Source organism: Streptomyces hebeiensis, assembly GCF_052983195.1.
Map to the genome: position 1 here is coordinate 705,005 of NZ_CM129812.1, position 26,931 is coordinate 731,935.

Genomic DNA, 26,931 nt, shown 5'->3' on the forward strand with positions numbered 1-26,931 from the left:
TGTCCGGACTCCGGGCTCTCCGGCCCGGGCCGGTCCGCGTCCCGCGCCCGGCGCCAAGAGTTCTGGACGAGGGCCGGGCGCCGGGTGAGGCGCCCGCCGAGCCAAGCCGATACTCCGCCGGCCGGCCTGGGACGGTACGGGCATGACGATCGAACCGAGTGGCGGATCAGAGGCGCGGATACGCCGAGCGGTGCCGCGGGACGCGGCGGCGCTGGTGCGGCTGCGGGCCCTGATGCTGGAGGCCATGGGCCAGCCCGTCGGCGCGGCCGGCGCGCCGTTGGCGGTCGGCCGCGCTCGACTGGTTCGACGAGTGGCCGGCGCGCCCCGACGAGTTCGCGGCCTTCGTGGCGGAGGATCCCGGACTCGGCGTCGTCAGCGGCGCCGTGGGCATCTGTGATCGGCACGCCCCGGGTCCGCTCAACCTGAGCGGCGTGCACGGTCATGTCTTCAACGTGTCCACCGACCCGCGCCGCCGTGGCCTCGGTCATGCCCGCGCCTGCCTCGACGCGCTGCTGGACTGGTTCGCCACCGACACCGGGGCCCGGATGATCAGCCTGTACGCCACCGGGGACGGCCTCGGCCTCTACCGCTCCCTCGGCTTCACCCCGCCGCGCCATCCGGCCCTGCGACTGCGGCTCACCCAGGAGGAACCGGAGGGGTGACCGAGGCGGGCCGGACGCGGTTGCCCGGCGGGGTGTCGCGCGCAACCGCCCGACGGGCCGGATCGCCGGCCCCGGCGCGGCCGGCGATCCGGCCGACCTCGGAGCCGCCGCGCCCCGTCTCCCCCGTTCACCGCCGCGCACGATTTCATGCGGGGATGAGACCGGTATCGGGGTTGCGCCGGGGGCGCGCGTTGACGATCAAGTAGGCCGATGAGACCCCGCACGCCGACCTGCCGCGATTGCCCCGCGTAGTTGAACCACAGCAAAATGTCACACGGTGGCCCCGCCGTGTCGGACGGCGGACGGCGGCCGCGCACACTCGCCGTTCCGTCCGGTACCCGCCCGTGCATCAGCGAGCCCGTCACCTCGACGAGCTCGTCCGCCCTGGGCCTGTCCACCACACCAGCGAGCCCGTCCGCCGACGGGCCCGACCACCAGCGAAGGGGGCGACATGCCCGGTACATCACCCGGGAGCGCGGGTGCTTTCCGGCCGGAGCGTGGCGCGCGGGAGACGGTGCGGGCACTGCTGGCCCTGGTCGCGTATCCGATACTGCTCCTCTCGATCGCGGGTGTGTTCGCCATAGCCGTGGGCGGCGACTGGGACACCGGGCGGACCACTTTCGTCTTCCAGCTCTCGGTCATCGGCTATCTGGCGGCGCTGGAGCGTCTGATCCCTTACCAGCGGTCCTGGCACCCCACCCGCCGGGAGTGGGTCTCGTACGGCGTGTACTACACGCTGACGGCGGTGGGCGGCGGTGTGGCGCAGTCGCTGGTGCTCGGCGGGGTGAGTGCCGTGGCCCGTCCCGACCCCGTGCTGCCGCTCTGGGCCGAGATACCCCTCGCCCTGTTGCTGGGCTCGCTGGCCAGTTACACGGTCCATCGCCTGGGGCACACCAACCGCTGGCTGTGGCGGCTGCACGGCGTCCACCACGTACCCGAGAAGGTCAATGTCGGCAACAACGGTGTCAATCACATCGCCGACATCCTCATCGCCCAGGGGTGTACCCAACTGTCGCTGGCGCTCGTGGGGTTCTCGGAGACGTCCGTCTTCGGGGTGGGGCTGTTCGTGGTCGCGCAGGGGTATTTCGTCCATGCCAACGTCACCGTCCGGCTCGGCCCGCTGAACCATGTCTTCGCGAGTCCGGAGCAGCACCGGCTGCACCACAGCACCGATCTGGCCGAGGCCGGGCACTACGGCTCCGATCTTTCGATCTGGGACCGGGTGTTCGGCAGCTTCACCTGGCGGCCGGGGCGGGAGCCGGCGGCGGTCGGTCTGGTGGACCCCGATTCCTTCCCGAGGACCGAGTCGTTCATGGCGACGCTGGCCCATCCCTGGCGGCGGCCCGTGAAGGCCGGTGACACCACCACCGGCTGACGCCCCGCCACCCTCGGCCAGCCTCACACCGGCCACAGGCTGACGCCTCATCACCACCGGCCGATGCCTCACCGCCCGGTCGGCCATGCGCTTGTACCTCGCTCGTTCGCCCCACCGACGAGCCCCGGCCGGCACGGGTTACGCCCTCACCATGATCGGCCGGTCCTCCGGCCCATACCCCCACTTATCTGTTTTTAGCTTATTTGTTCTCCGCGCACATGCACGCGGTGACCCCGGTCTCCACCCGTCCCGACGGGAGGCCGGGGCCCCCGCCTGCCCTTCGCGCACGCTATCTGCTGACGACTCAAGGACCCGACCATGTCTGAATCGCTCCGGAGCGCGCCTCCCGAGAAGATCGCGATCATCGGTATCGGCTGCCGCTTCCCGGGCGGCGCCTGTGACCACCGGACCTTCTGGCAGAACCTGCTCGACGGCAAGGACTGCATCACACCGACACCGCGCGACCGGTACGACGTGACCACCCTCGGCAGCGGAGACCAGGCCAGGCCGGGCCGGCTGGTGGGCGGCCGGGGCGGGTACATCGACGGGTTCGACGAGTTCGACCCCGCGTTCTTCGGGATCAGCCCGCGCGAGGCGGACCACATGGACCCGCAGCAGCGGAAGTTGTTGGAGGTGGCCTGGGAGGCGCTGGAGGACGGTGGCCAGAAGCCGGTCGAGCTGGCCGGTACTGATGTCGGTGTGTTCGTCGGCGCCTTCACCCTCGACTACAAGATCCTCCAGTTCGCCGACCTCCGCTTCGACACCCTGGCCGCGCACACGGCGACCGGCACCATGATGACGATGGTGTCGAACCGCATCTCGCACTGCTTCGACTTCCGCGGCCCCAGCCTCTCTCTCGACACCGCGTGCAGTTCCTCCCTGGTCGCCGTGCATCTCGCCTGTGAGAGCCTGCGCCGCCGGGAGAGTTCACTCGCGCTGGCCGGCGGCACCCTGCTGCACCTGACGCCGCAGTACACCATCGCCGAGACGCAGGGCGGCTTTCTGTCGCCCCGGGGCCGGTCCCGCACGTTCGACGCCGACGCCGACGGCTATGTCCGCGCCGAGGGTGTCGGCATCGTCGCGCTGAAGCGCCTGGCGGACGCCGTCCGCGACGGCGACCCGGTCCATGCCGTGATCACCGCGAGCGGGGTGAACCAGGACGGACGCACCAACGGCATCACCGTCCCCCGTGCGGAGGCTCAGATCACCCTGATCGAGCGGGTGTGCGCCGAGGCGGGCATCGCGCCGGGCAGCCTCCAGTACATCGAGGCCCACGGCACCTCCACACCGGTGGGCGACCCGATCGAGGCCACCGCGCTCGCCCGGGCCCTCGCCGTCGGCCGCCGGCCGGACGCCCCCTGCTACGTCGGCTCGGTCAAGACCAACATCGGGCACACGGAGTCGGCCGCCGGGATCGCCGGACTCATCAAGACCGCGCTCAGCCTCGAACACCGTACGATCCCCCCGCACATCAACCTGGAGCGGATCAACCCGGGTATCGATCTCGCCTCCGCGCCGTTCTCCATCCCGACGGAGGTCACCCCGTGGCCCGCGCACGAGGGCCCGGCCCGAGCGGGGGTGAACTCGTTCGGCTTCGGCGGCACGAACGCGCACGTACTGCTGGAGGAGGCGGCGCCGCCGCCCCCCGCCGAGGAGCCCGTGGCCGCGGACCGGCCCCGCTACAGCGTCCTCCCGCTGACCGCCCGCGACACGTCCGGGCTGCCGGTCCTGGCCGAGTCGATCCGACAGGAGCTGGCGGCGCCCGCCGCCACGGACGCCGGGCACGGGATCTCGCTGGCCGACCTCGGCCATACGCTCGCCCGTCGCCGCCAGCACCACGACGCCAGGATGGCCGTCGTGCACACCGGCCGCGAGGACCTGGCCGAGGCGCTGGCCGCTCAGGCACGGGGCGAGGCCCACCCGCGGGTCGTCCTCGGCCGTCGGCGCCCGGCCGAACAGCGCCGCCTGGCCTGGGTGTTCACCGGCATGGGGCCCCAGTGGTGGGGCATGGGCCGGGAGCTGTTCGCCTCCCAGCCCGTCTACCGGGAGGCCGTCGAGCGGTGCGACCGGGAGATCGCCGCGCTCACCGGCTGGTCCCTCGTCGAGGAGATGAGCGCGGACGAGGCGGACTCCCGGATGGCCCAGACCTGGCTGGCCCAGCCCGCCAACTTCGCGGTCCAGGTGGGCCTCGCCGCCCTCTGGCGCGCCCACGGGGTACGGCCCGAGGCGATCGTCGGGCACAGCACGGGCGAGGTCGCCGCGTTCCACGAGGCGGGGGTCTACAGCCTGCGCGACGCGGCGCGCGTCATCGTGCACCGCAGCCGCCTCCAGCAGCGGCTGGTCGGAACGGGCACGATGCTCGCGGTGGGTCTCCCCGAGGACGAGGCCGCGCGCCGGGCCCGGCCGTACGGCGACCTGGTGTCCGTCGCCGCCGTCAACAGCCCCGCCGCGGTCACCCTCGCCGGTGACGAGGCGGCCCTGACATCCCTGGCGGACGAGCTGCGCACGGAGGACGTGTTCGCCAAGCTCCTCACCGTCCAGGTGCCATACCACAGCGCCCGTATGGAAGCGATCAAGGACGAACTGCTGTCCTGCCTGTCCGGTATCGAGCCGCGTCCCGCCGAGGTGCCGCTGTACCTGACGGGCCGGGAAGGCACGGCCCATGGCACCGAGCTCGACGCCGACTACTGGTGGGACAACGTCCGCGACCGCGTCCGCTTCCGCGCCGCCGTCGACCGGATGGCCGACGACGGGTACCGCGTCTTCCTGGAGATCGGCCCGCATCCCGTCCTCGCCCATTCGATCAGGGAGTGCCTGGAGAGCAGGCCGGTGGAGCCGGACGCCGACGTGGTGACGCTGCCGTCGATCCGCCGGGAGGAGGACGAGGAGGCGCGTTTCACCACTTCCCTCGCCACGCTCCACACCCTCGGCACCGACATCTCCTGGGACAGGCTGCAGCCCGCCGGGCGGACCGTGCCGCTGCCGCGCTACCCGTGGAAGCGCGACCGGTACTGGACCGAGCCGGAGCCCGTGGCGCAGGTCCGGCTCGGCCGGGTCGACCATCCGCTGCTCGGCCGCCGGCTGGCCACGGCGGAGCCGGTGTGGGAGGCGGAGCTGGACCTCTCCGCCGCACCGTACCTCGCGGACCACCGCATCCAGGGCCGCGCCCTGTTCCCCGCCGCCGGCTATCTCGAGATGGCCGCGCAGGCGACCCGGGCCCTGACCGGCGGCACGGAGACCGCGCTCGGCGACATCGAACTGCGCAAGGCGCTGTTCCTGCCCGACGACGCGTCGCGGACCGTCCAGCTCGCCCTGTCCCTGGAGGATGCCGCGTTCACGGTCGCGACCGGCGGCGGCGAGAGCGCGGAGCGCACCGTCCACGCGACCGGCGTGGTCCGCTCCGGCGACCGCGCCGCCCGCCGGGCCGCGGCCCTGGACATCGACCGGATCACCGCGCGCGCCGGGACCCGTCTCGCGGGTCCGGCGTGCTACGCGGCGCTCGGCGCGCTCGGCTATCACTACGGCCCGGCCTTCCAGGGGATCGAGGAGGTGTGGACCGGCGAGGGCGAGGCGCTGGCCCGTATCCGGCCGCCCGAGGTCCTCGGGGACGACGCGGCGCACCACCATGTGCACCCCGTGCTGCTCGACTCCTGCTTCCAGACCCTGCTCGCCGCGGGCTGTGCGGACGGCCCGCACGGACTGCCGCTGCCCGCGCGGGGCGACGGCGGGACGGACGGGTCCACGGGCATCCTGCTCCCGCTGTCCATCGCGGAGGTACGCACGGGGCCGGTCGGGGACCAGCCGCTGTGGGCCCATGCCACCGTGACCCGGCGGAGCGACGGCGAACTCGTCGGGGACATCGCCCTCCACGCCGACGACGGCACTCCGCTCGGCCGCGTCAGCGGATTCCGGGCCGCCGACGTCGAGAAGGCGACCGCCGCGGTGGGGCTCGGCACGATCGACAACTGGCTGGCCGAACCGTCCTGGATCGACTGCCCGCTCGGCTCCGACGAGCGTGTCGGGGCGGTGGACGGGACGACGGGCGGCTCGGCGGACCGCGCGGCCCCAGGGTCCTGGCTGCTGTTCGCCGACGCTCCCGGCGGGGTCGCCGACGCACTCGCGGAGCTGGTCACCGCCCGGGGCGGCCGCTGCCGTCTCGTACGCCCCGGTGAACGCTACGCCGCCGGTCCCGGCACCAACACCTTCACCGTGGTGCCCGGCAGCCCGGACGACCTGCGCCGGCTCTTCGCGGACCTGGCCGTGACCGTCGGGTACGGCCAGGACGCGGCGGGCTTCGACACCGTCGTCCACCTGTGGAACCTCGACCTGCCCGCGCTGGACGACACCGAGCGCGGCCGACTGGAGGAGCACAGCACCCGGGGGGCGTACTCGCTCATCGCGCTCGCGCAGGCCCTCAAGGACGATCCCCGCCAGTCCGGCGGGCCCGCCGCCCTGCATGTGGTCACGCGTGGCACGCAGGCGGTCGACCGAGGCGATCCGGTCGAGCCGCTGGGCGCGCTCGCCTGGGGTGTCGGCCGGGTTCTGCGCCACCAGGAGCTGACGGCCCATCGCGGTAAGCTCGTCGACCTCGCCCCCGGTGACGGCCGGGCCCGCGAGGAGACCCGCCGGGCCGAGGCCGGGGCCCTGTTGGAGGAAATCCTCGACGCCGCCACTGCCCCGGGGCCGTACGAGGACGAGATCGCGCTGCGCGGCGGACGCCGCCTCATCAGCCGGCTCACCAGGGCCGAGGGCCTGACCCGGCCGCTGCCGCCGCGGCTGCGCCCGGACGGCGCCTATCTCGTCACCGGCGCCTTCGGCGCGCTGGGTCGGCTCCTGTGCCGCTTCCTCGTCCGGCGCGGTGCGCGCCACCTGATCCTCGTCGGCCGCACCCCCCTGCCGGACCGGGCGCGCTGGCGCACCCTGGATCCTGAGTCCCCGGCCGGCCGGAACGCGGGCTTCGTCAAGGAACTGGAGGCCCTGGGCGCCCATCCGGTGCATGCCGCCGTGGACACCACCGACGAGGCGGCCCTGGCCGCCTGGCTCGCGGCGTACCGGGAGCGGGACGCCCCGCCGGTGCGCGGTGTGTTCCATCTGGCGGGGCACGTGCGGGACACCCTGGTCCCCGCGATGGACCGGGCCGCCTTCGACGCGGTGCTGGCCCCCAAGGCGGCCGGTGCCTGGCTGCTGCACCGGCTGCTGCGCGACGAACCCCTGGAGCACTTCGTCCTGTTCGCGTCGATCGCCTCCCTGCTCACCACGGCGGGCCAGACCAACTACGCGGCGGGCAACGCCTTCCTGGACGCGCTGGCCCACCACCGCCACGCACGGGGCCTGCCGGGCCTGAGCCTGGACTGGGGGCCGTGGGCGACCGGCATGATCGAGGAACTGGGGCTGGTCGAGCACTACCGCGCCAGCCGGGGCATGAGTTCGCTGTCCCCGGACGCGGGCATGGCCGTACTGGAGCGGGTCATCGGCCAGGGCCGCGCCCAGCTGCTGGTGGCCACGGTGGTGGACTGGAAGGTCTTCCTCGCCTGGTACGAGTCGCCGCCGCCCCTCGTCACGGAGCTCGCCGCGACCGACGGGGGCGAGGAGGCGGAGGGCCGCGGCAGCTTCCTGGACGTCTTCGGCACGGCGGACGACGAGCGCCGCGCCGAGCTGGTCGCGGAACGGTTCACGACCGCGGCCTCGGCCGTGCTGCGGGTGCCCGCCGACCAGATCGACCGGTCGGGCAGCCTGGCCGCCCTCGGGCTCGACTCCCTGCTCGCCATGGAGCTGCGGGTAAGGGTCCAGGCCGAGACGGGGGTCGCGCTGCCGCTGGTGTCCCTGCTCAGCGGCGCGTCGGCGGCCGAGCTCGGCACGCAGCTGTACCACGCGGCGGCGGCCCTCGTCGCGGAGTCGGCGGGCGGCTCGGGCGCGCTCGCCACCGTGGAGACGTACGAGGACGAGACCTGCCACCCGCTGACGCAGAACCAGAAGGCCCTGTGGTTCCTCAAGCAGCTCAACCCCGACGGCTTCGCCTACAACATCGGTGGCGCGGTCGAGGTGCGGACCCGTCTGGATCCAAAGGCGATGTTCGACGCGGTACGGACTCTGGTGGCGCGCCATCCGGTACTGCGCGCCAACTTCGCCCTGGAGGACGGCCGGCCGGTCCAGCGCGTGTCGGCCGGCGGCGAGCCCGATCTGGCCCTGTTCGATGTCCAGGACCAGGACTGGGACACGATCCACGAGACGATCGTCCGTGAGTACCGCAAGCCGTACGACCTGGAGCGCGATCCGCTGATCCGATTCCGCCTGTTCAAGCGCGGCCCGGACCGCTGGATCATCATGAAGGCCGTCCACCACATCATCTCGGACGCGATCTCCACGTTCACCTTCATCGAGGAACTCCTGGCGCTCTACGAGGGGACGCGCCGGGGCCGGCCGGTCGAGCTGCCGCCCGTACCGGCGCGGTACCTCGACTTCCTGAACGCCCAGAACCGCTTCCTCGCGTCGCCCGACGCGCGGCGGATGCTGGACTACTGGCGCGGCAGCCTGCCCGCCGAGGTGCCGGCCCTCGACCTGCCCACCGACAAGCCCAGGCCGCCGGTGCAGACGCACAACGGCGCGTCCGAGTTCTTCGTCCTGGACGACGGTCTCAGCGCCCGGGTGCACGCGCTGGCGCGTGAGCACGACGTGACGGTGTTCATGGTGCTGCTCAGCGCCTACTACGTGCTGCTGCACCGCTACTCGGGCCAGGACCACATCATCGTCGGCAGCCCCGTGACGGGGCGCACGGAGGAGGAGTTCGCCTCCGTCTACGGCTACTTCGTCAACCCCCTGCCGCTCTACGCGGACCTGTCCGGGGACCCGTCCGTCGCCGCGCTGCTCGCCCAGGTGCGCCAGGTGGTCCTCGGCGGTCTCGACAACCAGGAGTACCCGTTCGTCCTGCTGGTCGAGGAGCTGGGACTGCAGCACGACCCGAGCCGGTCGGCGGTCTTCCAGGCGATGTTCATCCTGCTCGCCCACAAGGTGGCCTCGGAGCAGTACGGATACCGGCTGGACTACATCGAACTGCCGGAGGAGGAGGGTCAGTTCGACCTCACGCTGTCGGCGTACGAGGACGAGTCGGAGGGGCGGTTCCACTGCGTTCTGAAGTACAACACCGACCTGTTCCTGCCGGAGACGGTCCGGCGGATGGCGACCCACTACGTACAGGTGCTGGACGCCCTCACCCGGGCCCCCGCCGCGGCGCCGGTGGGCCGGCTCGACCTGCTGGGGCCCGAGGAGCGCGAGCGGGCCCTGCGCGATCCGGCGGCCGTGGGCCGGCCGCTGCCCCATGACGTGCCCGTGCCCGAGCTGATCGCCGAAGCCGCCGCGCGCCGGCCGGACGCCGTCGCCGTGTCCGTACCGGCCGAGGCGGGCGAGACCCGCCGTATGACGTACGGGGAGCTGGACCGCCACGCGGGGGCGCTGGCCGGGCGGCTGCGCGAGAGGGGGGTGAAGCCCGGCGACGTCGTCGCGGTCTGCCTGCCCAAGTCGCCCGAGCTGATCGTGGCGCTGTTGGCCGTCTGGCGCGCGGGTGCCGCGTATCTGCCGCTGGATCCGGACCATCCCACCGACCGGCTCGCCCTGATGGCGGAGAACGCGGCGGCGGCCCTGGTCGTCACCGATACCGAGGGCCAACGCCGCCTCGTCGGGCCGGGTCTCGACGCCGTCACCGATGTCCTCGCCGGGGACGGGCGGGCCGGGGCGGCGGAAGCCGAGGTCCACGGTCCCTTCCCCGTCGACCCGGACTCGCCCGCGTATGTCGTCCACACCTCCGGTTCGACGGGCCGCCCGAAGGCCGTCGAGGTCAGTCACCGGGCGCTCGCGGCCGTGCACGCGGCTTGGCACGAGGAGTACGGTCTCGGCGCGGCGCCCGGGGTACACCTGCAGATGGCCGCGGTCTCGTTCGACGTGTTCACCGGCGACCTGGTGCGGGCGCTGTGCTCGGGCGGCCGACTGGTGCTGATCGGCCGTGAGCTGCTGCTCAACACGGAGCGCCTGTACGGGACGATGACGGACGAGGGGGTCGACTGCGCCGAGTTCGTGCCCGCGGTGGCCCGCGCCCTGATGGACCACTGCGCGCACGGCGGCCACCGCCTGGACTTCATGCGCCTGCTGATCGTCGGCTCGGACGCCTGGAAGGTCGAGGAGTACGAGCGGCTGCGCGGCCTGTGCGGCCCGGACACCCGGGTGATCAACTCGTACGGGCTGACCGAGGCGGCCGTCGACAGCGCGTTCTTCGAAGGCCCCACGGCCGGGCTGGAACCGAACCAGCAGGTCCCGATCGGCAGACCCCTGCCGAACTGCGCTCTGCACATCCTGGACGAGCACCGCGAGCCCGTGCCGCCGGGAGTCACGGGCGAGCTGTGGGTCGGGGGCGCGGGCCTGGCCCTCGGCTACGCGGGCGATCCCCGGCAGACGGCGGAGCGGTTCGTGAGTCTGACCCTGGGGCGCGGGCCGGGGGCGGTGCCCGAGCGGCTGTACCGCACGGGTGATCTGGCCCGCCGGGACGCCCGCGGGCTGATCCACCTGCTGGGCCGGGCGGACGCCCAGGTGAAGGTGCGCGGCCACCGCATCGAGCCGGGTGAGATCGAGTCCCTGCTGGTGTCCGTGCCCGGAATCGCCCAGGCGGTGGTCACGGTCCGCGCGGACGCGGACGGCGAGGCCGCGCTGTGCGCCTACTGCGTGCCGGAGGCCGGGAGCGAGCCGGACCCGGGTGAGCTGCGCCGCCATCTCGCCACGCGGTTGCCGACGTATCTCATCCCCGCCCACTTCACGACGCTGGACGCGCTGCCGCTCACCTCGAACGGCAAGGTGGACGTGGCCGCGCTGCCGGAGCCCCGGCGGGAGTCCGGCGAGGAGAGCCACGAGCCACCGGTCACCCTCTACGAGGAACGGATGGCGGCCCACTGGCAGTCGCTGCTGGGCGTGGAGCGGGTGGGGCTGCGGAGCGACTTCTTCGCGGCGGGCGGCAGTTCCATCAAGCTCATCGAGCTGATCCACCGGCTCCAGGCCGAGTTCAACATCACGGTTCCGGTCAGTCTGCTGTTCAAGGTCACGACGCTGCACGGCATGGCGAGGACGGTGGAGGACATCATCACCGGGAAGATCTCCGGCGGCAGGCCCTACCTGACGTTCAACTCCGGTCAGGCGTCGGCGTTGTTCTGCTTCCCGCCGGCCGGCGGGCACGGGCTCGTCTACCGCTCGCTCGCCGCGCACCTGCCCGCGTACGAGCTCGTGGCGTTCAACCACATCGGCGGTGACGACAAGGTGATCCGGTACGCGGACCTGATCGAGTCGCTCCGCCCCGATGGGCCCTGCCCGCTCTTCGGGTACTCGCTCGGCGGCAACCTCGCCTTCGAGGTCGCCAAGGAACTGGAGGCCCGGGGACGTACGGTGCCGCAGGTGGTGATCATGGATTCGTACCGGATCCAGGAGCCCTACGCGGTCTCCGACGAACACCTCCAGGCGTTCGAACACGAGCTGCGGGAGCATCTGCGCCGTCACACCGGCTCGCGGACACTGGCCGACGAGACCCTCGAACAGGCCAAAGAGTACCTGGACTTCTGCGGCCGTACGCCCAACGTCGGCACGGTCGCCGCGACGGTCGCCGTGATCTCCGACGAGCGGAAGACCGCCTTCTACGCGGCGGGACAGCGCGGCACCTGGCACGGCAGTTCGTCCGCCGGCACCGTCCTGCTGCGCGGCGGTGGCACCCATGCCGAGATGCTGGACGAGAAGCACCTGCCGAGGAACGCGGAGCTGACGCTCTCGGTCCTCGCCGGGGCGAACTCACCGGCCGGGGGTGAGACCCATGTCGCGTGAGAACCGGCCGGTCTGGCACCGGCGCGAACGGGGACCGGAGGACGCGCCCCGGGTGATCATCATCGGGGCCGGCATCGGCGGCCTGTCCACCGGCGCGTACGCGCAGATGAGCGGCGCCGAGACGCGGATCTTCGAGCGCCATGTCCTGCCCGGAGGGTGCTGCACGGCGTGGTCCCGGCAGGACTACGTCTTCGACTACTGCATCGAATGGCTCACCGGCACGGGCCGGAACAACGACGCCAGCCAGGTGTGGCGGGAGCTCGGCGCCCTCGACGGCAAGACGATCGCGAACTTCGAGATGTTCAACACCGTCGTCGACGAGAACGGCCGCTCGGTGACGTTCTACAACGACCCCGACCGGCTGGAGCGGCATCTGCTGGAGATCTCGCCGGCCGACGCCCGGCCCATCAAGGCCTTCTGCCGTGATCTGCGGCGCTTCATCGACATCAACCACTATCCGTTCCTGACCCCGCCGCCCCTGCAGCCGCTGAAGGAGAAGCTGGCCACGCTGCGCGTCGTCCTGCCGGACTTCGTCCTGTTCTGGCGCACCGCCGCGACCCGTATGGAGAAGTTCGCCGGCCGCTTCCAGGACCCGTTGCTGCGCCGGGCGTTCCCGTTCATCTTCTTCCAGGACCACGAGGTCTTCCCGCTCCTGCCGTACCTGTTCAACATGGCCAGCGCCCACCACCACAACGCGGGGTTCCCGCAGGGCGGCTCACTGGGGCTGGCCCGGTCCGTCGAGGAGCGTTACACCTCGCTGGGCGGCCGGGTGGACTACCGGGCGCGGGTGGAGCGGATCCTGGTCGAGAACGACCGGGCGATCGGTGTCGAACTGCGCGGCGGTGAGCGGCACTACGCGGACCACGTCGTCTCCGCCTGCGACGGTCACACCACGATCCACCGGCTGCTCGGCGGCCGTTACACGAGCCCCGCGGTCGACCGCCTCTTCGAGGAGATGATGGGCCGCCCCGAGATGGTCTACCCCGGGGTCGTCTCGGCGTTCGTCGGTGTCAAGGGCGAGTTCGACCCGTCCGAGCGGCACAGCGTCACCTATCTGCTGTCCGAGGAGGACAGCGCCGCGCTCCCGGCCGTACGGCAGAACAGCTTGGTGGTCCAGTTGCGGTCCCACTACTCGGACGGTTTCGCTCCGCCCGGCAAGTCCGTCGTGCACTGCACCTACTTCAGTGACTACGCGTACTGGAAGGAGCTGCGGCGCACGGACCGCAAGGCGTACTGGGCGCGCAAGCAGGACGTGGCGGACTTCGTACGGGACTTCCTGGAGCGGCACCACCCCGGGGTGGCGGGGGCCATCGAGGTCATCGACGTGGCCTCACCCACCACCACCGAGCGGTACACGGGCGTGCGGGAGGGCTCCATCCTGGGCTGGAAGTCGTTCACCGACGCCGACGACGTGATCACGAAGCTGATCAACAAGGACCGGCTGCGACTGCCAGGGCTGAGCGGTTTCTCCCTGGCCGGCCAGTGGTTCGGCGGTGGCAGCCTGATCCGGGCCGCCGCGAGCGGACGGTTCGTCACCCAGTACCTCTGCCGCGACCTGGGGCTCGAGTTCCGCGCCTGGGAGAGCGGCGGCACGGAGCCCTGGCACGCGGGGAAGCTGGGCAGCCTGCCCCAGCTCGAACGACGAGGGGTCCGGTGACCGCGTGCTGAAGGACCTCGTGGTGAAGGACCACGCGGGACAGGAGCGATCGATGCGACCAGGAAACCGGGGAGAGCGGGACATGCCGTCCGTCAAGCGCAGGGAATCCATGATCATCATCGGGGGCGGGCTCGGCGGCCTGTCCACCGGCGCCTACGCGCAGATGAACGGCTACCGCAGCCAGGTCTTCGAGATGCACGAGATCCCGGGTGGCTGCTGCACGGGCTGGGGGCGGGGCGACTTCACGTTCGACTGCTGCATCAGCTGGCTGCTGGGCAGCGGTCCGGGCAACGAGATGCACCAGATCTGGCTCGAACTGGGCGCGCTCCAGGGCAAGGAGGTGCGCCACTTCGACGTGTTCAACATCGTGCGCGGCCAGGACGGCCGGGCCGTGTACTTCTACTGCGACCCGGACCGGCTGGAGGCGCATCTGCTCTCCCTGTCCCCGGCCGACGCCCGCCCCATCCGCGCGTTCTGCGGCGGGCTGCGCAAGTTCATCTCCGCCCTGCCCGCGTATCCGTTCCTCAAGCCCGTGGCGCTGATGAGCCGGCGGGAGCGCTGGCGCATGCTGGCCGGCTTCGTCCCGTATTTCAACCTGTTCCGCACCTCGATGACCTCGCTGATGACGGAATACTCGACACGCTTCCGGGACCCGCTGCTGCGGGAGGCGTTCAACTACATCCTGTACGAGAAGCATCCCGGGTTTCCCGTACTGCCCTTCTACTTCCAGATGGCGGCGCAGGCGCACCAGTCGGCGGGCGTGCCGGAAGGGGGTTCGCTGGAGCTGGCGCGTTCCATCGCCGACCGCTACGAGCGGCTGGGCGGCGAGGTGACGTACAACGCCAAGGTGGTGAAGATCCTCGTCGAGAACGACCGGGCGGTGGGTGTCCGGCTCGCGGACGGGCGGGAGTACCACGCGGACATCGTCGTCTCCGCCTGCGACGGGCCCACCACGGTGATGGAGTTCCTGGGCGGCCGCTATCTGGACGACGAATACCGGAAGCTGTTCACGGAGACCATTCTGGAACCGGGCATGGTCTTCCCCGGCTATGTCAGTGTGTTCCTGGGCCTGCGCCGTCCCTTTCCGGACGGCGAGCCCACCACCACGCACCTGCTGGACGACGCCACGGCCGGCCGACTGCTCGGCATGCGCCATCCGAGTCTCAACGTCCAGTTCCGCAGCCGTTTCTACCCGGAGCTGTCGCCACGGGACACCACGGTCGTCTACGCCACGTACTTCTCGGACACGGCGCCCTGGCGGGAGTTGAGCGAGGGCCCCGAACAGCACAGCCGGCTGCGTCGCGGGGAGGAGCACCACACCCTGCCCGTGCGGCGCGGCCGCCCGTACTCCGCGGCCAAGCGGCGGGTGCGTGACACGGTGGTGGATTTCCTGGAGGAGCGCTACCCCGGTCTGAAGGACTCCATCGCGGTGCGGGACACGTGCACGCCCCTCACCCAGATCCGCTACACGGGCAACTACGACGGGACGTTCCTGGGCTGGCAGCCGTTCGTGGAGAGCGGCGAGACCATGGAGGAGCTGGTCAAGAAGCACGGACCGGCTCTGCCCGGTCTGGAGAACTTCTACCTCTCCGGCGTCTGGGCCACCACGGGCGGCCTCATCAGGGCGGCCGCCGCCGGACGGCAGGTCATGCAGTTCATCTGTCGCGACGACGGACTCGACTTCACCGCCTCCGTCGACGACTCCGCGCCCCCGCCCACCCATGTCGTCATCCCCGTGGGCCCCGGTGCCCCCGGTGGGACCGGCGGGGCCGTGCCCGACGACCGGAGTACGGGGGCACCGCCCGAGCCGGCACGCCTGACCCGCTGACCGGCCGCCGGTCGAGGCCGCGGGCCGGCGGCGCGGGGCCCCCTCCATGCCCGGTGCTCCGCCATGCCCGGTGCCCCGGCCCCGGCCCGGCCCCGTCACCACGCCCCCGGGACCTCACGCCGGATCAATACCTCCTCACGACACACTCACCAGGACCGCAGCACCCCACCAGCAAAGGCGGACACCCCCATGTCACACCGGCCGTCCCAGGGCACCACGGACACCGCTCAGCGCCCGGAGCCCCTCTCCTATCCCTTCTGGACCACGGAGGGACTGGATCTGCACCCGGACTACCGCCCCTTGCGGGATCAGCCGCTGGCCAAAGTGCGGCTGCCGTTCGGGGAGGACGCCTGGCTGGCGACGCGTCACGAGGACGTCCGTACGGTCCTGTCCGATCCCCGGTTCAGTCTCGCCGAGGCCGTCCGCCGCGACCAGCCGCGGATCGGGCGGATGCCTCGGGCCGGCGGGGGCCTGATCGCCACCGACGCCCCCGACCACACCCGGCTGCGCTCCGTGCTGAGCAAGGAGTTCACGGCACGCCGCATCGAGCGACTGCGGGACCGGGTCGGGCGGATCGCCGACGGGCTGCTCGACCGGATGCTCCAGGCCGGGCCGCCCGCCGACCTGTCCGAGGACTTCGCCTTCCCGCTGCCGATGACGCTGATCTGCGAGCTGGTGGGCGTTCCCCGTGAGGACCACGGCCGGGTGCGGTCCTGGGCGGACATCGTCTGCTCGGGCAGTGCCTCGCCCGAGGTGCTCCAGAAGGAGGCGGCCGATTTCTTCGCCCGTGTGAACGGCTGGCTCCACGCACGCCGCCAGGAGCCCGCCGACGACCTGCTGACGCTCCTGGTGCGCGCCTGTGACGAGGACGGGGTGATCAGCGAGGAGGAGCTGGTGGGCGTCCTCAACGAACTCCTCGTCGGCGGATTCGTCACCACCACCAACCAGATCGGCAACTTCTTCTCGCTGCTGCTCCTGCCCCGGCCGGACGAGGAGGACCTGCTGGGCCGGTTGCGTGCGGAGCCCGCGCTCATCCCCAAGGCCGTGGAGGAACTGTTGCGGTTCGTCCCCCTGCTCAACGGCCTGACACTGCCGCGTTACGCGCTGGAGGACACCGAGCTGGGCGGGGTACTGGTCCGCGCGGGCGAGCCCGTCATCGTCTCCCAGGCAGCGGCCAACCGTGATCCCGAGGCGTTTTCGGACCCGGACAGGGTGGTCTTCGACCGGCCCGGCAACGCGCATGTGAGCTTCGGGTACGGAACGCACTACTGCCTGGGCGCTCATCTGGCGCGGCTGGAACTCCAGGTGTCGCTGGAGCGGGTGCTCGCCCGCATGCCCGGTCTGCGGCTCGCCGTACCCGTGGCGGAGTTGCGCTGGCGGTCGAAGCAGTTCTTCAGCGGCCTGCACGAGCTGCCGGTCACCTGGTGATCAGGCCGGCCGACGGGCCGGCGGTGTCGGCGGGTCCTCCCGGCCGAGGACCTGGGAAGCCCAGGGAGGACCCGCCCCGTCCGCCCGCGGGCGGAGGTCAGGAACCGGCCAACAGCCGTAGCAGGCGCGCCACCTCGTGGCCCATGGCCTCCCTGGCCGGGCTCAGGTAGCGGCGCGGATCGACGGTCGCGGGCTGCGCGGACAGCCGCGCGCGGGCCGCCGCCGTGAAGACGGTGTTGAGATGCGTGGCGATATTGACCTTGCGCATCCCGGCGCGCACCGCCGCGGCGAGGGTGTTGTCGTCCACGCCCGACGAGCCGTGCAGCACCAGCGGTACGGGGACGGCCGCGCGCAGGTCGCGGATGAGGTCCAGGTCGAGCCGCGCCGTGCGCTCGGTCATCTGGTGCGAGGTGCCGACCGCCACGGCGAGGGCGTCCACGCCGGTGTCCGCGACGAACCGGGCCGCCTCCTCGGGGTCGGTGCGGACCCCCGGCTTGTGGGCGCCGTCCTTGCCGCCGATCTCGCCGAGTTCCGCCTCCACCCAGACGCCCTTGTCCCGGCACCGGCGGCTGATCTCGCGGGTGCGGGCGACGTTCTCCTCCCAGGGCAGGTGGGCGCCGTCGTACATCACGGAGGTGAAGCCGAGCCGTACCGCCTCCTCCACCAGGTCGGGCCGCGTCGCGTGGTCCAGGTGCAGCGCGGCCGGCACGGCGGCCTCCTCGACGGCCGCGCGCGCGGCGGCGGCGAGCGGTGCGAGGGCGCCCCGGTAGGCGACGGCGTTCTCGCTGATCTGGACGATGACGGGGAGGTCCGCCTGCTGGGCACCCGCGAGGACGGCTTCCAGCTGTTCGAGGAGTACGACGTTGAAGGCGCCGACGCCGTGCGCCGCGCCGTTGATGATGTCCCCGGTGGGGGCGAGTGGCATGGTCTGCTTCCCGTGCTGACGAAGGGGTGGAAGGCCCGGCCGCCCGCGGGGCCGGGGAGGTGATTGAGGGGCCGTCAGCCGAGGATGACGGAGCGCGTCAGATGGGCCGGCCGGTCGGGGTCGCGGCCGGCGGCGGTGGCCAGTTCGACCGCCAGGCGCTGGGCGACGACGAGTTCGGCCAGCGGGTCGAGTTCGGGGGTCCGCAGGTGGGCACCGGTGGCGCGGACCTGGTCGGCCAGTGTCTCGGGCAGTGGGGAGAGGGGCCACACGACGCGGCCCGGCGCCGCCACCGCGACGGGTCCGTGGCGGTACTCCATGGCTGAGTAGGACTCGGTCCACCAGGCCGCCGCCTCCCGCACCTTGAGCGCGGCCTCGGCGGCGAGACCGGTGCTCCAGCCCGTACCGATGAAGGTGATCTGCTCGGCCGCGAGCAGTTCGGGCTCCAGTTCGGTGGTGAGGGCCGTGGTGACATCGGTGCGCGCGCGGTCGGTGTCGAGGCCCAGATGGGCGCGCAGCAGCAGGAGCTGGGTGGTGGGGAAGCGGGTCTGGACGACGGACCGCTCGTCCGCGTAGTCGAGGCAGACCACGTCGTGCGCGGCGGTGGCGGCGGGCGAGTCGGCCACGGCGGTGACGACGCTGATCCGGGTGGTGGCGGGGACCTGTTCGAAGGCGGTGAGGATCTCGGTGGTGGTACCGGACCGGGTCAGGGCCAGCACCCGGTCGTAGGCGCGGTGGAGCCGCGCCTCGGATGCGGGGAAGGCGTCGGTCAGACCGAGCCCGGCGTCCTCGCGCAGCTGGGCGTACGCCTGCGCCATGAACAGCGAGGTGCCGCAGCCGATGACGGCGACGCGCTCGCCCGGGGCGGGCAGGGCGGGGGTGTGAGCGGGGAGTTCCTCGAGGGCGCGCTCCCAGCAGTCGGGCTGGGAGGCGATCTCGTCACGCGTGTACGACATGGTTCTCCGGTGGAAGTCGATGCGGATGCGGTGCGGACGGGGGTGTGGTGCGGATGGAAGCGTGGTGCGTATGCGGCGGACTCGATGACGGAGTCCGCCACGGGGGCGGTGGCGGGGCTCGGCGGTGAACCGGGCCCGCTGTCGGTATACCCGGAACGCCCTGGCCCGTGATCAGTGCCCGAGCGTGGCGCGCAGCCCGGGCTGGAGCAGGTCGCCGTGCGCGCGCACCATGTCGTCGCACAGGTCCCAGATGCGCTCGACGGGCAGGGCGGCGGCGGTGGCCGGGTCGGCCATGGCCGCCTGCCGGACGGAACGCGGGTCGTCCTCGAGGGCCGCCCGGACGACGAGGTCGTTCATGCTCAGGTAGCCCCGGTTGAGCGCGGCGCACTGTGCGGGCAGGGCGCCGACGCGGGTGGGCTGTACACCGCTGCCGTCGACCAGGCACGGCACCTCGACGGTGCCGGCCGCCGGCAGGTTGTCGATGAGCCCGTGGTTGGGGACGTTGCCGTAGACGGTCCGGGGGGTGCCGGTGGTGATGCTGTGGATGATCTGGGGCGCGTACTCCATGGTGCCTTCGACGTGCAGCGGTGTGCCGGCGGCGAGCGCGTCGCGGGTCCCCTCGTACTCGGCGATGTTCTCGTCCACGATGCCCAGGTAGGCGCCGATGGGCAGGCGGAGCCGTTCGACCTCGCTGTCGTGGTGGAGGTACCAGGGAACGTACTCGGAGGAGTGCTCGCTCGTCTCGGTCGGGTAGTAGCCGAGGCGGCGGTACATGTCGACACGGACCCGGCGCCGCAGCTCCGGGTTCTGCTCGACGAGCGCGTCCAGCCGGGGGTAGAGGTCGGCTCCCTGGTGCTCCAGTCGCAGGACCCAGGCCTGGTGGTTCACCCCGGCGGCCTGGTAGGTGACCTCCTGGTGCGGGACGCCCAGCAGGTCGGACAGGTCGCGGATGGTCCAGTACACCGAGTGGCACAGGCCCACCACGCGGGTGAGCCCGGTGGCCTGGGCGAGGTACTGGACGTTCATCGCCATGGGGTTGGTGTAGTTGAGCAGCCAGGCGTCGGGGCAGACCTCGGCGATGTCCTCGCCGAGCGACTTCAGCAGGGGGAAGGTGCGCAGCGCGCGGAAGATGCCGCCGATGCCGAGGGTGTCGCCGATGGTCTGGCGCAGTCCGTAGCGGGCCGGTACGTCGAAGTCGGTCCGGGTCGCCTCGCGCATGCCGACCTGGACGATGTTGATGACGAAGTCGGCGCCCTCCAGGGCTTCGCGCCGCTGGGCGTGCGCGGTGATCAGGGGGCCGGTTCCGGTTCGGCGGCCGCCGGCGGTGCCCGAGGCGGCTTCGGAGGCGTTCCCCTCCGCCGTCAGGCGATCCGCGATGTGGCGCGCGGCGCCGTGCGCCGTGGTCAGCCGCTCGGAGTCGATGTCGTGCAGCGCGATATGGGCGTTCCGGAGTTCGGGGAAGGCGAAGATGTCCGCCAGCAGTCCCTGGGTGAAGACGACGCTGCCTGCGCCGATGAACGCGATCTTGGTGCTGGTCATGAGGGGTTCTTTCCGTTGCGGACGAGCGCCTCGGTGGCTTCGTCCCAGGTGGGCTGGGCGGGTGTGCCGCCGTGGGCCCGCGTGGACAGGGCGCCGCAGGCGGCGGCGATCTCGAGTGCCTCGATGGTGGACAGGCCGCGCAGGCGGGCGGCGACGAAGCCGGCGTCGAAGCTGTCTCCGGCGCCGACCGTGTCCAGCGGCCGGGCGGGGACGCCGCGGGTGCGCAGGACGGTGCGGCCGTCATGGGCGAGGGCGCCGTCGGCCCCGTCCTTGACGACCACCAGCGGGCCGCGGGCGGCGAGTTGTCGGGCCGCCTCGTCCAGGGACTGCGCGCCGGGCGCGAGGGCCCGGGCCTCCTGGGCGTTGGGCAGCAGGACGTCCGTGACAGCGAGGACGGCGTCGAGGCGGCCCGGGGCCCACTCCCCCGACGGGTCGTCATTGGTGTCGAGGGAGGTGGTGGCACCGTGCTCGCGCGCCGTACGCAGCAGGCGGGGCAGCGCGTCGGCGAGCCGCGGCAGCAGGAAGTACGAGGCGGCGTGCACATGACGGCTGCCGGTGAGCAGGGCTTCCGGTACGTCGTCGGGGCCGGTGGCCGGCAGGGTGCCGGGCGCGGTGAGGATCGCCCGGTCGCCGTCGGGCCGGGTGAGGACCACGGTGAGGGGGGTCGGCCGGTCGGGGTCGACGCGCAGCGCGTGGGTGTCGACGCCCCGGTCGTTCAGGGCGGCGACGATGAAGCGCCCGGCCTCGTCGTCACCGACCCGGCCGGCGAAGGCGACTCTCAGCCCGAGCCGGGCCGCGCCGCACGCCATGATCGCGGCGGAGCCGCCGAGGGTGAGCAGGCCGGTGTCGACGAGCTGTTCGCGCTGGCCGAAGGCGAGGGCGGCGGGCGGGGTGTCGAGCGGGCCGAGGACGACGTCCGGGTTGGCGTCCCCGATGACGAGCAGGTCGTAGGTGGGCGGCATGGGACTTTCCGTGGGGCGGGGTGCGGGGCGTTCCGCAGGACGTTGTGCGAAGCGTTCCGGATGGCTTTCCGGGGTGTTTTCCGAGGGAGGTCGCCCGGTGGCTTCCGGACGTCGCCCGGCGCTTTCCCGGGAGCGCCGCTCGGGATGTTCCGGGGTCGTGGGGCTCATGCCGGTCAGCCCTTGAGTCCGCTGTTGGTGATGGACTGGATGAACGACTTCTGGGCGAACAGGAAGGCGAGCAGCACCGGGAGGACGGTGATGACATTGCCGGCCATGACCGCGGACCACCGGGTGTGGTGCTGACCCTGGAAGGTGGTCAGCCCGAGTTGGAGGGTGTACTGGGTGTCGTGGTTGATGGCGATCAATGGCCAGGTCAGGTCGTTCCAGGTGGTGAGGAAGGTGAGGACCGCCACAGTGCTCAGCGCGGGCCGTGACAGCGGCAGGACGACGAGGAACAGCACGCGGAGCCGGGAGCAGCCGTCGATCCACGCCGCCTCCTCCAGTTCCCTGGGCAGGGACAGGAAGAACTGCCGCAGCAGGAACACCGCGAACGGCGTGACCAGGGACGGCACGATCAGCGCGCCCAGGGTGTCGATGAGGCCCAGCCGCTTCATGACCAGGAAGGTGGGGATCATGGTCAGCTGGAACGGGATCACCATCGTGGCCAGCATCAGTACCAGCAGCACCCGGGAGCCGGCGAACCGCATCCGGGCGAACGCGTAACCGCCGAGCGCGCCGAGCAGCAGGTTGGAGGCCACCGCGACGGTGGAGACGATCAGCGAATTGGCGAACCACCGGGGGAACATGGCGTTGCCGAGCACATAGCCGTAGCCGCCCAGGTCGATCCGTGCGGGCCACAGGGCCGCCGGGAAGCGGTTGATCTCCGCGTCGCTCATCACGGAGCTGAGCAGCAGCCAGATCAGGGGCACGGCGAAGAGCAGGGACAGCGGCGCGAGCAGCAGGTGCCAGGCGCTGAAGGGCAGCCGGAGGCGGGTGCGCCGGGGGCCGGTGGCGCCCTGGCTCCCGGCCGGCGTCATGGACTCGGTCCGGGCGGAGGGGGTGGTCGCCGTCATCGTGCGGCTCCTTCGGTACGACGGTTCGCGCGGGCCCTGAGCAGCCGGGGAACGCCACCGACCACGAGCAGCGCGAGGGCGAGCGCGTAGGCGGCCGCCGCGCCGTACCCGGCGGTGAAGTTCTTGAACGCCTGCTCCCAGATGAAGTAGACGATCACCGTGGTGGAGCCGAGCGGCCCGCCCTTGGTCGTCACGTACACCAGGTCGAAGACCTGGAGGGCGTTGATGGTCTGCCACAGGAGCAGGAAGACGGTGACGGGTGTGAGCGCGGGCAGGGTCACATGGCGCAGCAGGTGCCACCGCCCGGCGCCGTCCAGCCGCGCCGCCTCGATCAGGGACGGGGACACGTCCTGGAGGGCGGCGAGGAGGACCACCACGCAGAAGCCGGTGCCGCTCCACAGCGAGATGGCGACGAGCACGAACATCGCCTGTCCGGGGTCGGTGAGGAACCCCTGCGGGGAGACCCCGAGGTGTTGCAGGAGGGAGTTGGCGGCCCCGAACTCGGGGTCGAGGATGAAGGAGAACAGCACTCCCTGCGCCGTGGCGGAGACGACGAACGGCACGAAGATGAGCGTGCGGTAGAGGCCGACCAGCCGGATCCGCCGGTTGAGGACGAGGGCGAGGAACAGCCCGAGCCCGATGCTCAGGGGCACGTACAGCACGGTGTAGAGCAGTGTGTTGCCCACCGCCTGGCTGAAGTGCGGGTCCTGTGCGAGGGCGCGGTAGTTGTCGAGGCCGACCCAGCGGCTGGGCGTGACCAGGTCGTCGGCCTGGAAGGACAGCAGCAGGGACCACAGGACGGGGACGACGCTCAGGCCGAGGATGACGAGGACCGAGGGCGAGATGAACGCCCAGGCGGTGGCCGACTCACCGCGCGCGAGAGCGCCTCGGCGGCGTGCCCCGGGGTGTTTCCCGGGCGGCTTTCCCGGGTGTCTCCCCCGGGTGTTCCCCGGGCCGTGCGGTGTGTTGTCGTCGTGGTGGGTGGCCGTGTGTTCGTGGTCACGTTCGCCGCCCCGGCCGTCGTCGTGGCCGCCGTCGGGTAGCGTGAGGGGAGTGGGAAGGCGCGGCATCGGAACCTCTCAACGCGGGATGATGAGCGCGGCGTTGGCCTCGTCGGCGCACTGGCGCAGGGCCTTGGCCGGGGTGCTCCGGCCGAGCAGTACGGCGACGATCGCCTGTCCGAGGGCCTGGGAGATCTGCGGGTAGGCCGGGTGGACGGGGCGGACCCGGGCCGTCTCCAGGGCTTTGGTGAACACCGGGAGCCCCTCGGTGTTTTCGGCATGGTTGCGCCATGCGGTCATGGCCTGGGTGCTCCGGCTGAGCGGCAGGCTCCCGGCGTCGACGTCCCACCGCACGTCCTGGGCGGGCCGGCCCAGCCAGCTCACGAACGTACGGGCCGCCTCCACCCGCGCCGGACCGTTGTCGAACACCGTCCAGGTGTCGGGGCCCGAGATGGTCAGCGGGCGGCCGCTGTAGCTGGGCAGGGGCACGACATGGTAGTCGATCTTCGCCTGGCGGATGTCGGGCAGCTGCCACGGCCCCGTGGCCACCATGCCCATCCGGCCGGCCAGGAAGACTTTGTACATCTGCTCGCTGCCGGGTTTCGGGTCGACGTAGACGCTCTTGTCCCGGGCGAGCCCGGCCAGCGTCTCCAGGGCCCGCACGCCCTCGTCTGCGAAGCCGATCCGCCGCCCGTCCCCGGCGACGACGTCACCGCCCAGGTCCCACACCATCGGCCACAGCCGCCACACCGTGTCCTCGTCCCCGACGCCGGGCCAGCCGGTGCCGAAGGTGCCCCGTCCCCGGTCGGTCAGTTTCCTGGCCGCCTCGGTGAACTCGTCCCAGGTCCAGCCCGGTTCGGGCAGGGGCAGGCCGACGGCGCGGAAGAGCTTCTTGTTGCAGACCACGGCGAGCGAGTCGAGCACCGCGGGGACGGCGCGCAGCTGTCCGTTGAGGGTGACGGCCTCGCGCGCGGGCGCCCAGTAGTCCTTCCAGGGCACGGTTCCGGAGCGGTCCATGTCGGTCAGGTCCACCACCGACGGGCTGCGCGCCACGTTGGCGAGGTCCGAGCCGAAGACGAAGGCGATGTCGGGGAAGGAGCCGGACGCGAGCGCGGCGGTGATCTTCTGCAGCATCGCGTCGGCCAGCACGCCGCCGCCGGGGTCGACCCGGATGGCGGGATGGGTGCGGTTGAACTCCTCGACCAGTCCTTTCAGGACCTCGGCGGCGCTGTCGGTCTGGCCGTGCCAGAGCTCGACCGTGACCTTGCCGTCGGGTCCCACCCCGTCACTCGCGCCCGCGCCGCAGCCGGACAGCGCGGCCGTGGCGGCGGCGCCGAGCGCCAGTCCCGTACCACTGCGCAGGAGCGCACGGCGCGAGGGCCCGGCGGGAGCACCGGGGGCGCCGGGATCGTGAGCGCCGGAATCGCCGGGAGTACGGGGAACGCCGGGAGTACGGGTACCGGGAAAGCGGTGGGCTGCGGCCATCTGAACCCCCAGGAGAGTGCGCGGAGCGGTCCGGGACAGATGACACGTGAGACGTCTCGGCCCGGTGTGGATCGGTGTGGGTGAGGTGGTGGGGTGAGGCGGGGGCGGTCCGCGTACGGAGGGCCCGGCGTGCGGGGGTGACGCCGGCGACGCCGGATTCGTCACGGGCCGGGCCGCTCGCGTACGGAAGGCCCGGAGCCTGGTGCACCCCACCTGAACGGGGGTGCACCAGACCGGTCATGACCGCTGGGCGGACCGACCGGATCGCGGCGGACCGCTCAACAGGTCTTGCGCACGTACGCGGGGTCTCCGAGGGGCTTGACGTCCAGGTCCCGCAGGACGATGCTCAGCCGGCCGCCGAACTCGGAGCAGCTCTTGCGCAGGTACTCCTCCTTGTACTCGATCACGATGACGTTGTTGCCGAATCCCTCGACGTAGTCACCGCACTCGTCCCACTCGCCGCACTCCTCGGCGATGGCGAAGTCGGCACCGGTCGCGTCCCGCTCGGTGGAGAAGCCGGCGGTGTTCTTCTGAGCGATCGCCAGGCCCTTCGAGTGGGCGTGGTCGGCGAGCCGCTTGATGAGGTCCTTGGCGCCGGCCTCGTTGAGCTGGCTGAACCGGTCGAAGGTGTCGAGGTTGTCGGGCTCGACCGCTTTGAAGCCCTTGCTCGCGCAGGTGTCGATCCAGCCGTTCACCTTGGCCGCGATCCGCTTCCGCTTGTCCTCGGTGCGGGTGTCCAGTACGGCTTCCTTCCAGAAGCCGTCGTAGACGACGTTGCCCTTGGAGTCGCGGAGCAGCAGGTCCTTCTCCCACTCGCCCTCCGCTCCGGGCTGGGTCTGGAAGGCGTTGACGTAGCAGATGTTGTACAGACCCGCGGCCGGGGACGCGGTGTAGTCGCGGCTGACCACCTTCACCCCGGTCGGCGGGGTGTAGGCGCCACCGATCTGGTAGTCGAAATTGGCGCCCGCGGGCGGCAGGGTCACGGCCTGGGCCGCCGCGCCCGCGGGGCCCGCGGTGATCAGGGGGGTGACCACCGCCGTCGCCACGACAGCTGCCGCGGCGAGACATCGACGGGACCGGACACGATTGACGAGGGGCATCTGGAGCTCCAGAAGATGGGGGGTACGACCCCGCCTCGGACCATTCAGACGGTCCTGGCGACTTTGTCCGGACTTACGGCACGGGGCCGTGCTACCGGCTGGGCATACCTCTGGCGCCGGGTGCTCAACTCTGGCGTTGCATGGAGTAAAGCGATCAGGAATCACCCTGTCAACAGATCGAAGTTGAGCACATCGCGCACAAACAGAGCACATCGCTTGCTCGAACCTGACACTCGACAGCGCCACCTGCTCTGTTTCGCTCAGAGATATGCTCACAGCATGCTGAAAAATGAGCGCCACGCGCGGATACTTGAGCACGTGTCCGCGAAGGGCGGCATCGATGTCGGCGAACTGTCCCGGCTGTTGGACGTCTCGGGAGCCACGGTCCGGCGCGACTTGCAGCATCTGAGCGGCCTGAACCTGATACGCCGCACCCACGGTGGCGCGGTCGTCGGCGATGTCGGCCTGGAGGCCCCGCTCCAGCACCGCGCCGAGCGCCGCCGCCCGGAGAAGCAGGCCATCGCGCGGGCGGCGGCCGACCTGGTGCCCGAGGGGGCGGTCGTCGGCATGACCGGCGGAAGCACCGTCACCGGGATCGCCCGGCTGCTCGCCGAGCGGGGGCCCGTGACCATCGTCACCAACGCGGTGAACATCGCCGCCGAGTTGGTGCTCCGCAAGGACGTCACCCTGGTCGTCGTCGGCGGATACGCCCGCGCCGAGAGTTATGAACTCGTCGGCCCCATCGCGGAGAAGACACTGGCCGACCACCACACCGACATCACCTTCATGGGGGTGGACGGGATCAGCGCGGCCCACGGCTGCACCACCCACGACCAGCTCGAAGCGGCGACGGACCGCGCCTTCACCGGCAGCAGCGGGCGGACCGTCGTCGTCGCCGACCATTCCAAGGTCGGGAAGGTGACCTTCGCGAAGATCTGTCCCCTCACGGACATCGACGACCTCGTCACCGACGGCGCCGCGCCGGCCGACCAACTGGCGGGGATCACGGAGACGGGAGTGCGGGTGACGACGGTCTGACGGGCCGGAAGGACACGCGATGGTGGATTCAATCGATTTTTTCTCCTTTTATGGGT

General features: G+C 71.7%; 14 protein-coding genes and 1 pseudogene. 7 read left to right on the forward strand and 8 right to left on the reverse strand.

Annotation, left to right across the window (positions count from 1 at the left end; genetic code table 11):
* Window positions 1-305: 305 nt before the first annotated feature.
* From ACU6P3_RS02985 to ACU6P3_RS03010, 6 genes and pseudogenes are all read left to right on the forward strand, one after another.
* A pseudogene (locus ACU6P3_RS02985) lies at window positions 306-662 on the forward strand (GNAT family N-acetyltransferase); the annotation flags it as partial.
* 451 nt (window positions 663-1,113) lie between these two features.
* Window positions 1,114-2,037 (forward strand): sterol desaturase family protein, encoded by a 924-nt coding sequence (locus ACU6P3_RS02990; RefSeq protein WP_447195779.1) that lies wholly within the window; start codon window positions 1,114-1,116, stop codon window positions 2,035-2,037.
* Window positions 2,038-2,355: 318 nt separating this feature from the next.
* The gene (locus ACU6P3_RS02995) at window positions 2,356-11,886 is read left to right on the forward strand and encodes a non-ribosomal peptide synthetase/type I polyketide synthase (protein ID WP_447195780.1); all 9,531 of its coding nucleotides are present in this window, start codon (window positions 2,356-2,358) and stop codon (window positions 11,884-11,886) included.
* The gene (locus tag ACU6P3_RS03000) at window positions 11,876-13,543 is read left to right on the forward strand and encodes a phytoene desaturase family protein (protein WP_447195781.1); all 1,668 of its coding nucleotides are present in this window, start codon (window positions 11,876-11,878) and stop codon (window positions 13,541-13,543) included. Before ACU6P3_RS02995 ends, ACU6P3_RS03000 begins: the two co-directional genes overlap by 11 nt.
* A gap of 109 nt (window positions 13,544-13,652) precedes the next feature.
* Window positions 13,653-15,371, forward strand: a complete 1,719-nt coding sequence (locus ACU6P3_RS03005) for a phytoene desaturase family protein (protein ID WP_447198192.1) — start codon at window positions 13,653-13,655, stop codon at window positions 15,369-15,371.
* Window positions 15,372-15,560: 189 nt separating this feature from the next.
* Complete coding sequence (locus ACU6P3_RS03010; RefSeq protein ID WP_447195782.1) at window positions 15,561-16,799, forward strand: cytochrome P450; 1,239 nt, start codon at window positions 15,561-15,563, stop codon at window positions 16,797-16,799.
* 97 nt (window positions 16,800-16,896) lie between these two features.
* On the opposite strand, the gene ACU6P3_RS03015 is transcribed toward ACU6P3_RS03010, so the two are convergent.
* The 8 genes from ACU6P3_RS03015 to ACU6P3_RS03050 form a co-directional block, all read right to left on the reverse strand.
* The gene (locus tag ACU6P3_RS03015) at window positions 16,897-17,724 is read right to left on the reverse strand and encodes a class II fructose-bisphosphate aldolase (RefSeq protein ID WP_447195783.1); all 828 of its coding nucleotides are present in this window, start codon (window positions 17,722-17,724) and stop codon (window positions 16,897-16,899) included.
* A 74-nt stretch (window positions 17,725-17,798) separates the two neighbouring features.
* On the reverse strand, window positions 17,799-18,677 hold the full coding sequence (locus ACU6P3_RS03020) for an SIS domain-containing protein (protein ID WP_447195784.1): 879 nt from the start codon (window positions 18,675-18,677) through the stop codon (window positions 17,799-17,801).
* A 171-nt stretch (window positions 18,678-18,848) separates the two neighbouring features.
* Window positions 18,849-20,216 (reverse strand): alpha-glucosidase/alpha-galactosidase, encoded by a 1,368-nt coding sequence (locus ACU6P3_RS03025; protein ID WP_447195785.1) that lies wholly within the window; start codon window positions 20,214-20,216, stop codon window positions 18,849-18,851.
* Window positions 20,213-21,178: a carbohydrate kinase family protein gene (locus ACU6P3_RS03030; protein ID WP_447195786.1), complete on the reverse strand. Its 966-nt coding sequence runs from the start codon at window positions 21,176-21,178 to the stop codon at window positions 20,213-20,215. The genes ACU6P3_RS03025 and ACU6P3_RS03030 overlap by 4 nt, the downstream gene beginning before the upstream one ends.
* A gap of 173 nt (window positions 21,179-21,351) precedes the next feature.
* Complete coding sequence (locus ACU6P3_RS03035; RefSeq protein WP_447198193.1) at window positions 21,352-22,215, reverse strand: carbohydrate ABC transporter permease; 864 nt, start codon at window positions 22,213-22,215, stop codon at window positions 21,352-21,354.
* A 32-nt stretch (window positions 22,216-22,247) separates the two neighbouring features.
* Window positions 22,248-23,321 (reverse strand): carbohydrate ABC transporter permease, encoded by a 1,074-nt coding sequence (locus ACU6P3_RS03040; protein ID WP_447195787.1) that lies wholly within the window; start codon window positions 23,319-23,321, stop codon window positions 22,248-22,250.
* A 9-nt stretch (window positions 23,322-23,330) separates the two neighbouring features.
* Entirely contained in the window at window positions 23,331-24,737 is a 1,407-nt protein-coding gene (locus ACU6P3_RS03045; RefSeq protein WP_447195788.1) for an ABC transporter substrate-binding protein, read from the reverse strand.
* Between the two features lie 278 nt (window positions 24,738-25,015).
* On the reverse strand, window positions 25,016-25,837 hold the full coding sequence (locus ACU6P3_RS03050; RefSeq protein ID WP_030743425.1) for an endo alpha-1,4 polygalactosaminidase: 822 nt from the start codon (window positions 25,835-25,837) through the stop codon (window positions 25,016-25,018).
* 279 nt (window positions 25,838-26,116) lie between these two features.
* Between ACU6P3_RS03050 and ACU6P3_RS03055 the strand changes: the two genes are divergently transcribed.
* A complete protein-coding gene (locus ACU6P3_RS03055) occupies window positions 26,117-26,875 on the forward strand; it encodes a DeoR/GlpR family DNA-binding transcription regulator (RefSeq protein ID WP_447195789.1) in 759 nt (252 codons plus the stop codon).
* The last annotated feature ends 56 nt before the right edge of the window (window positions 26,876-26,931 follow it).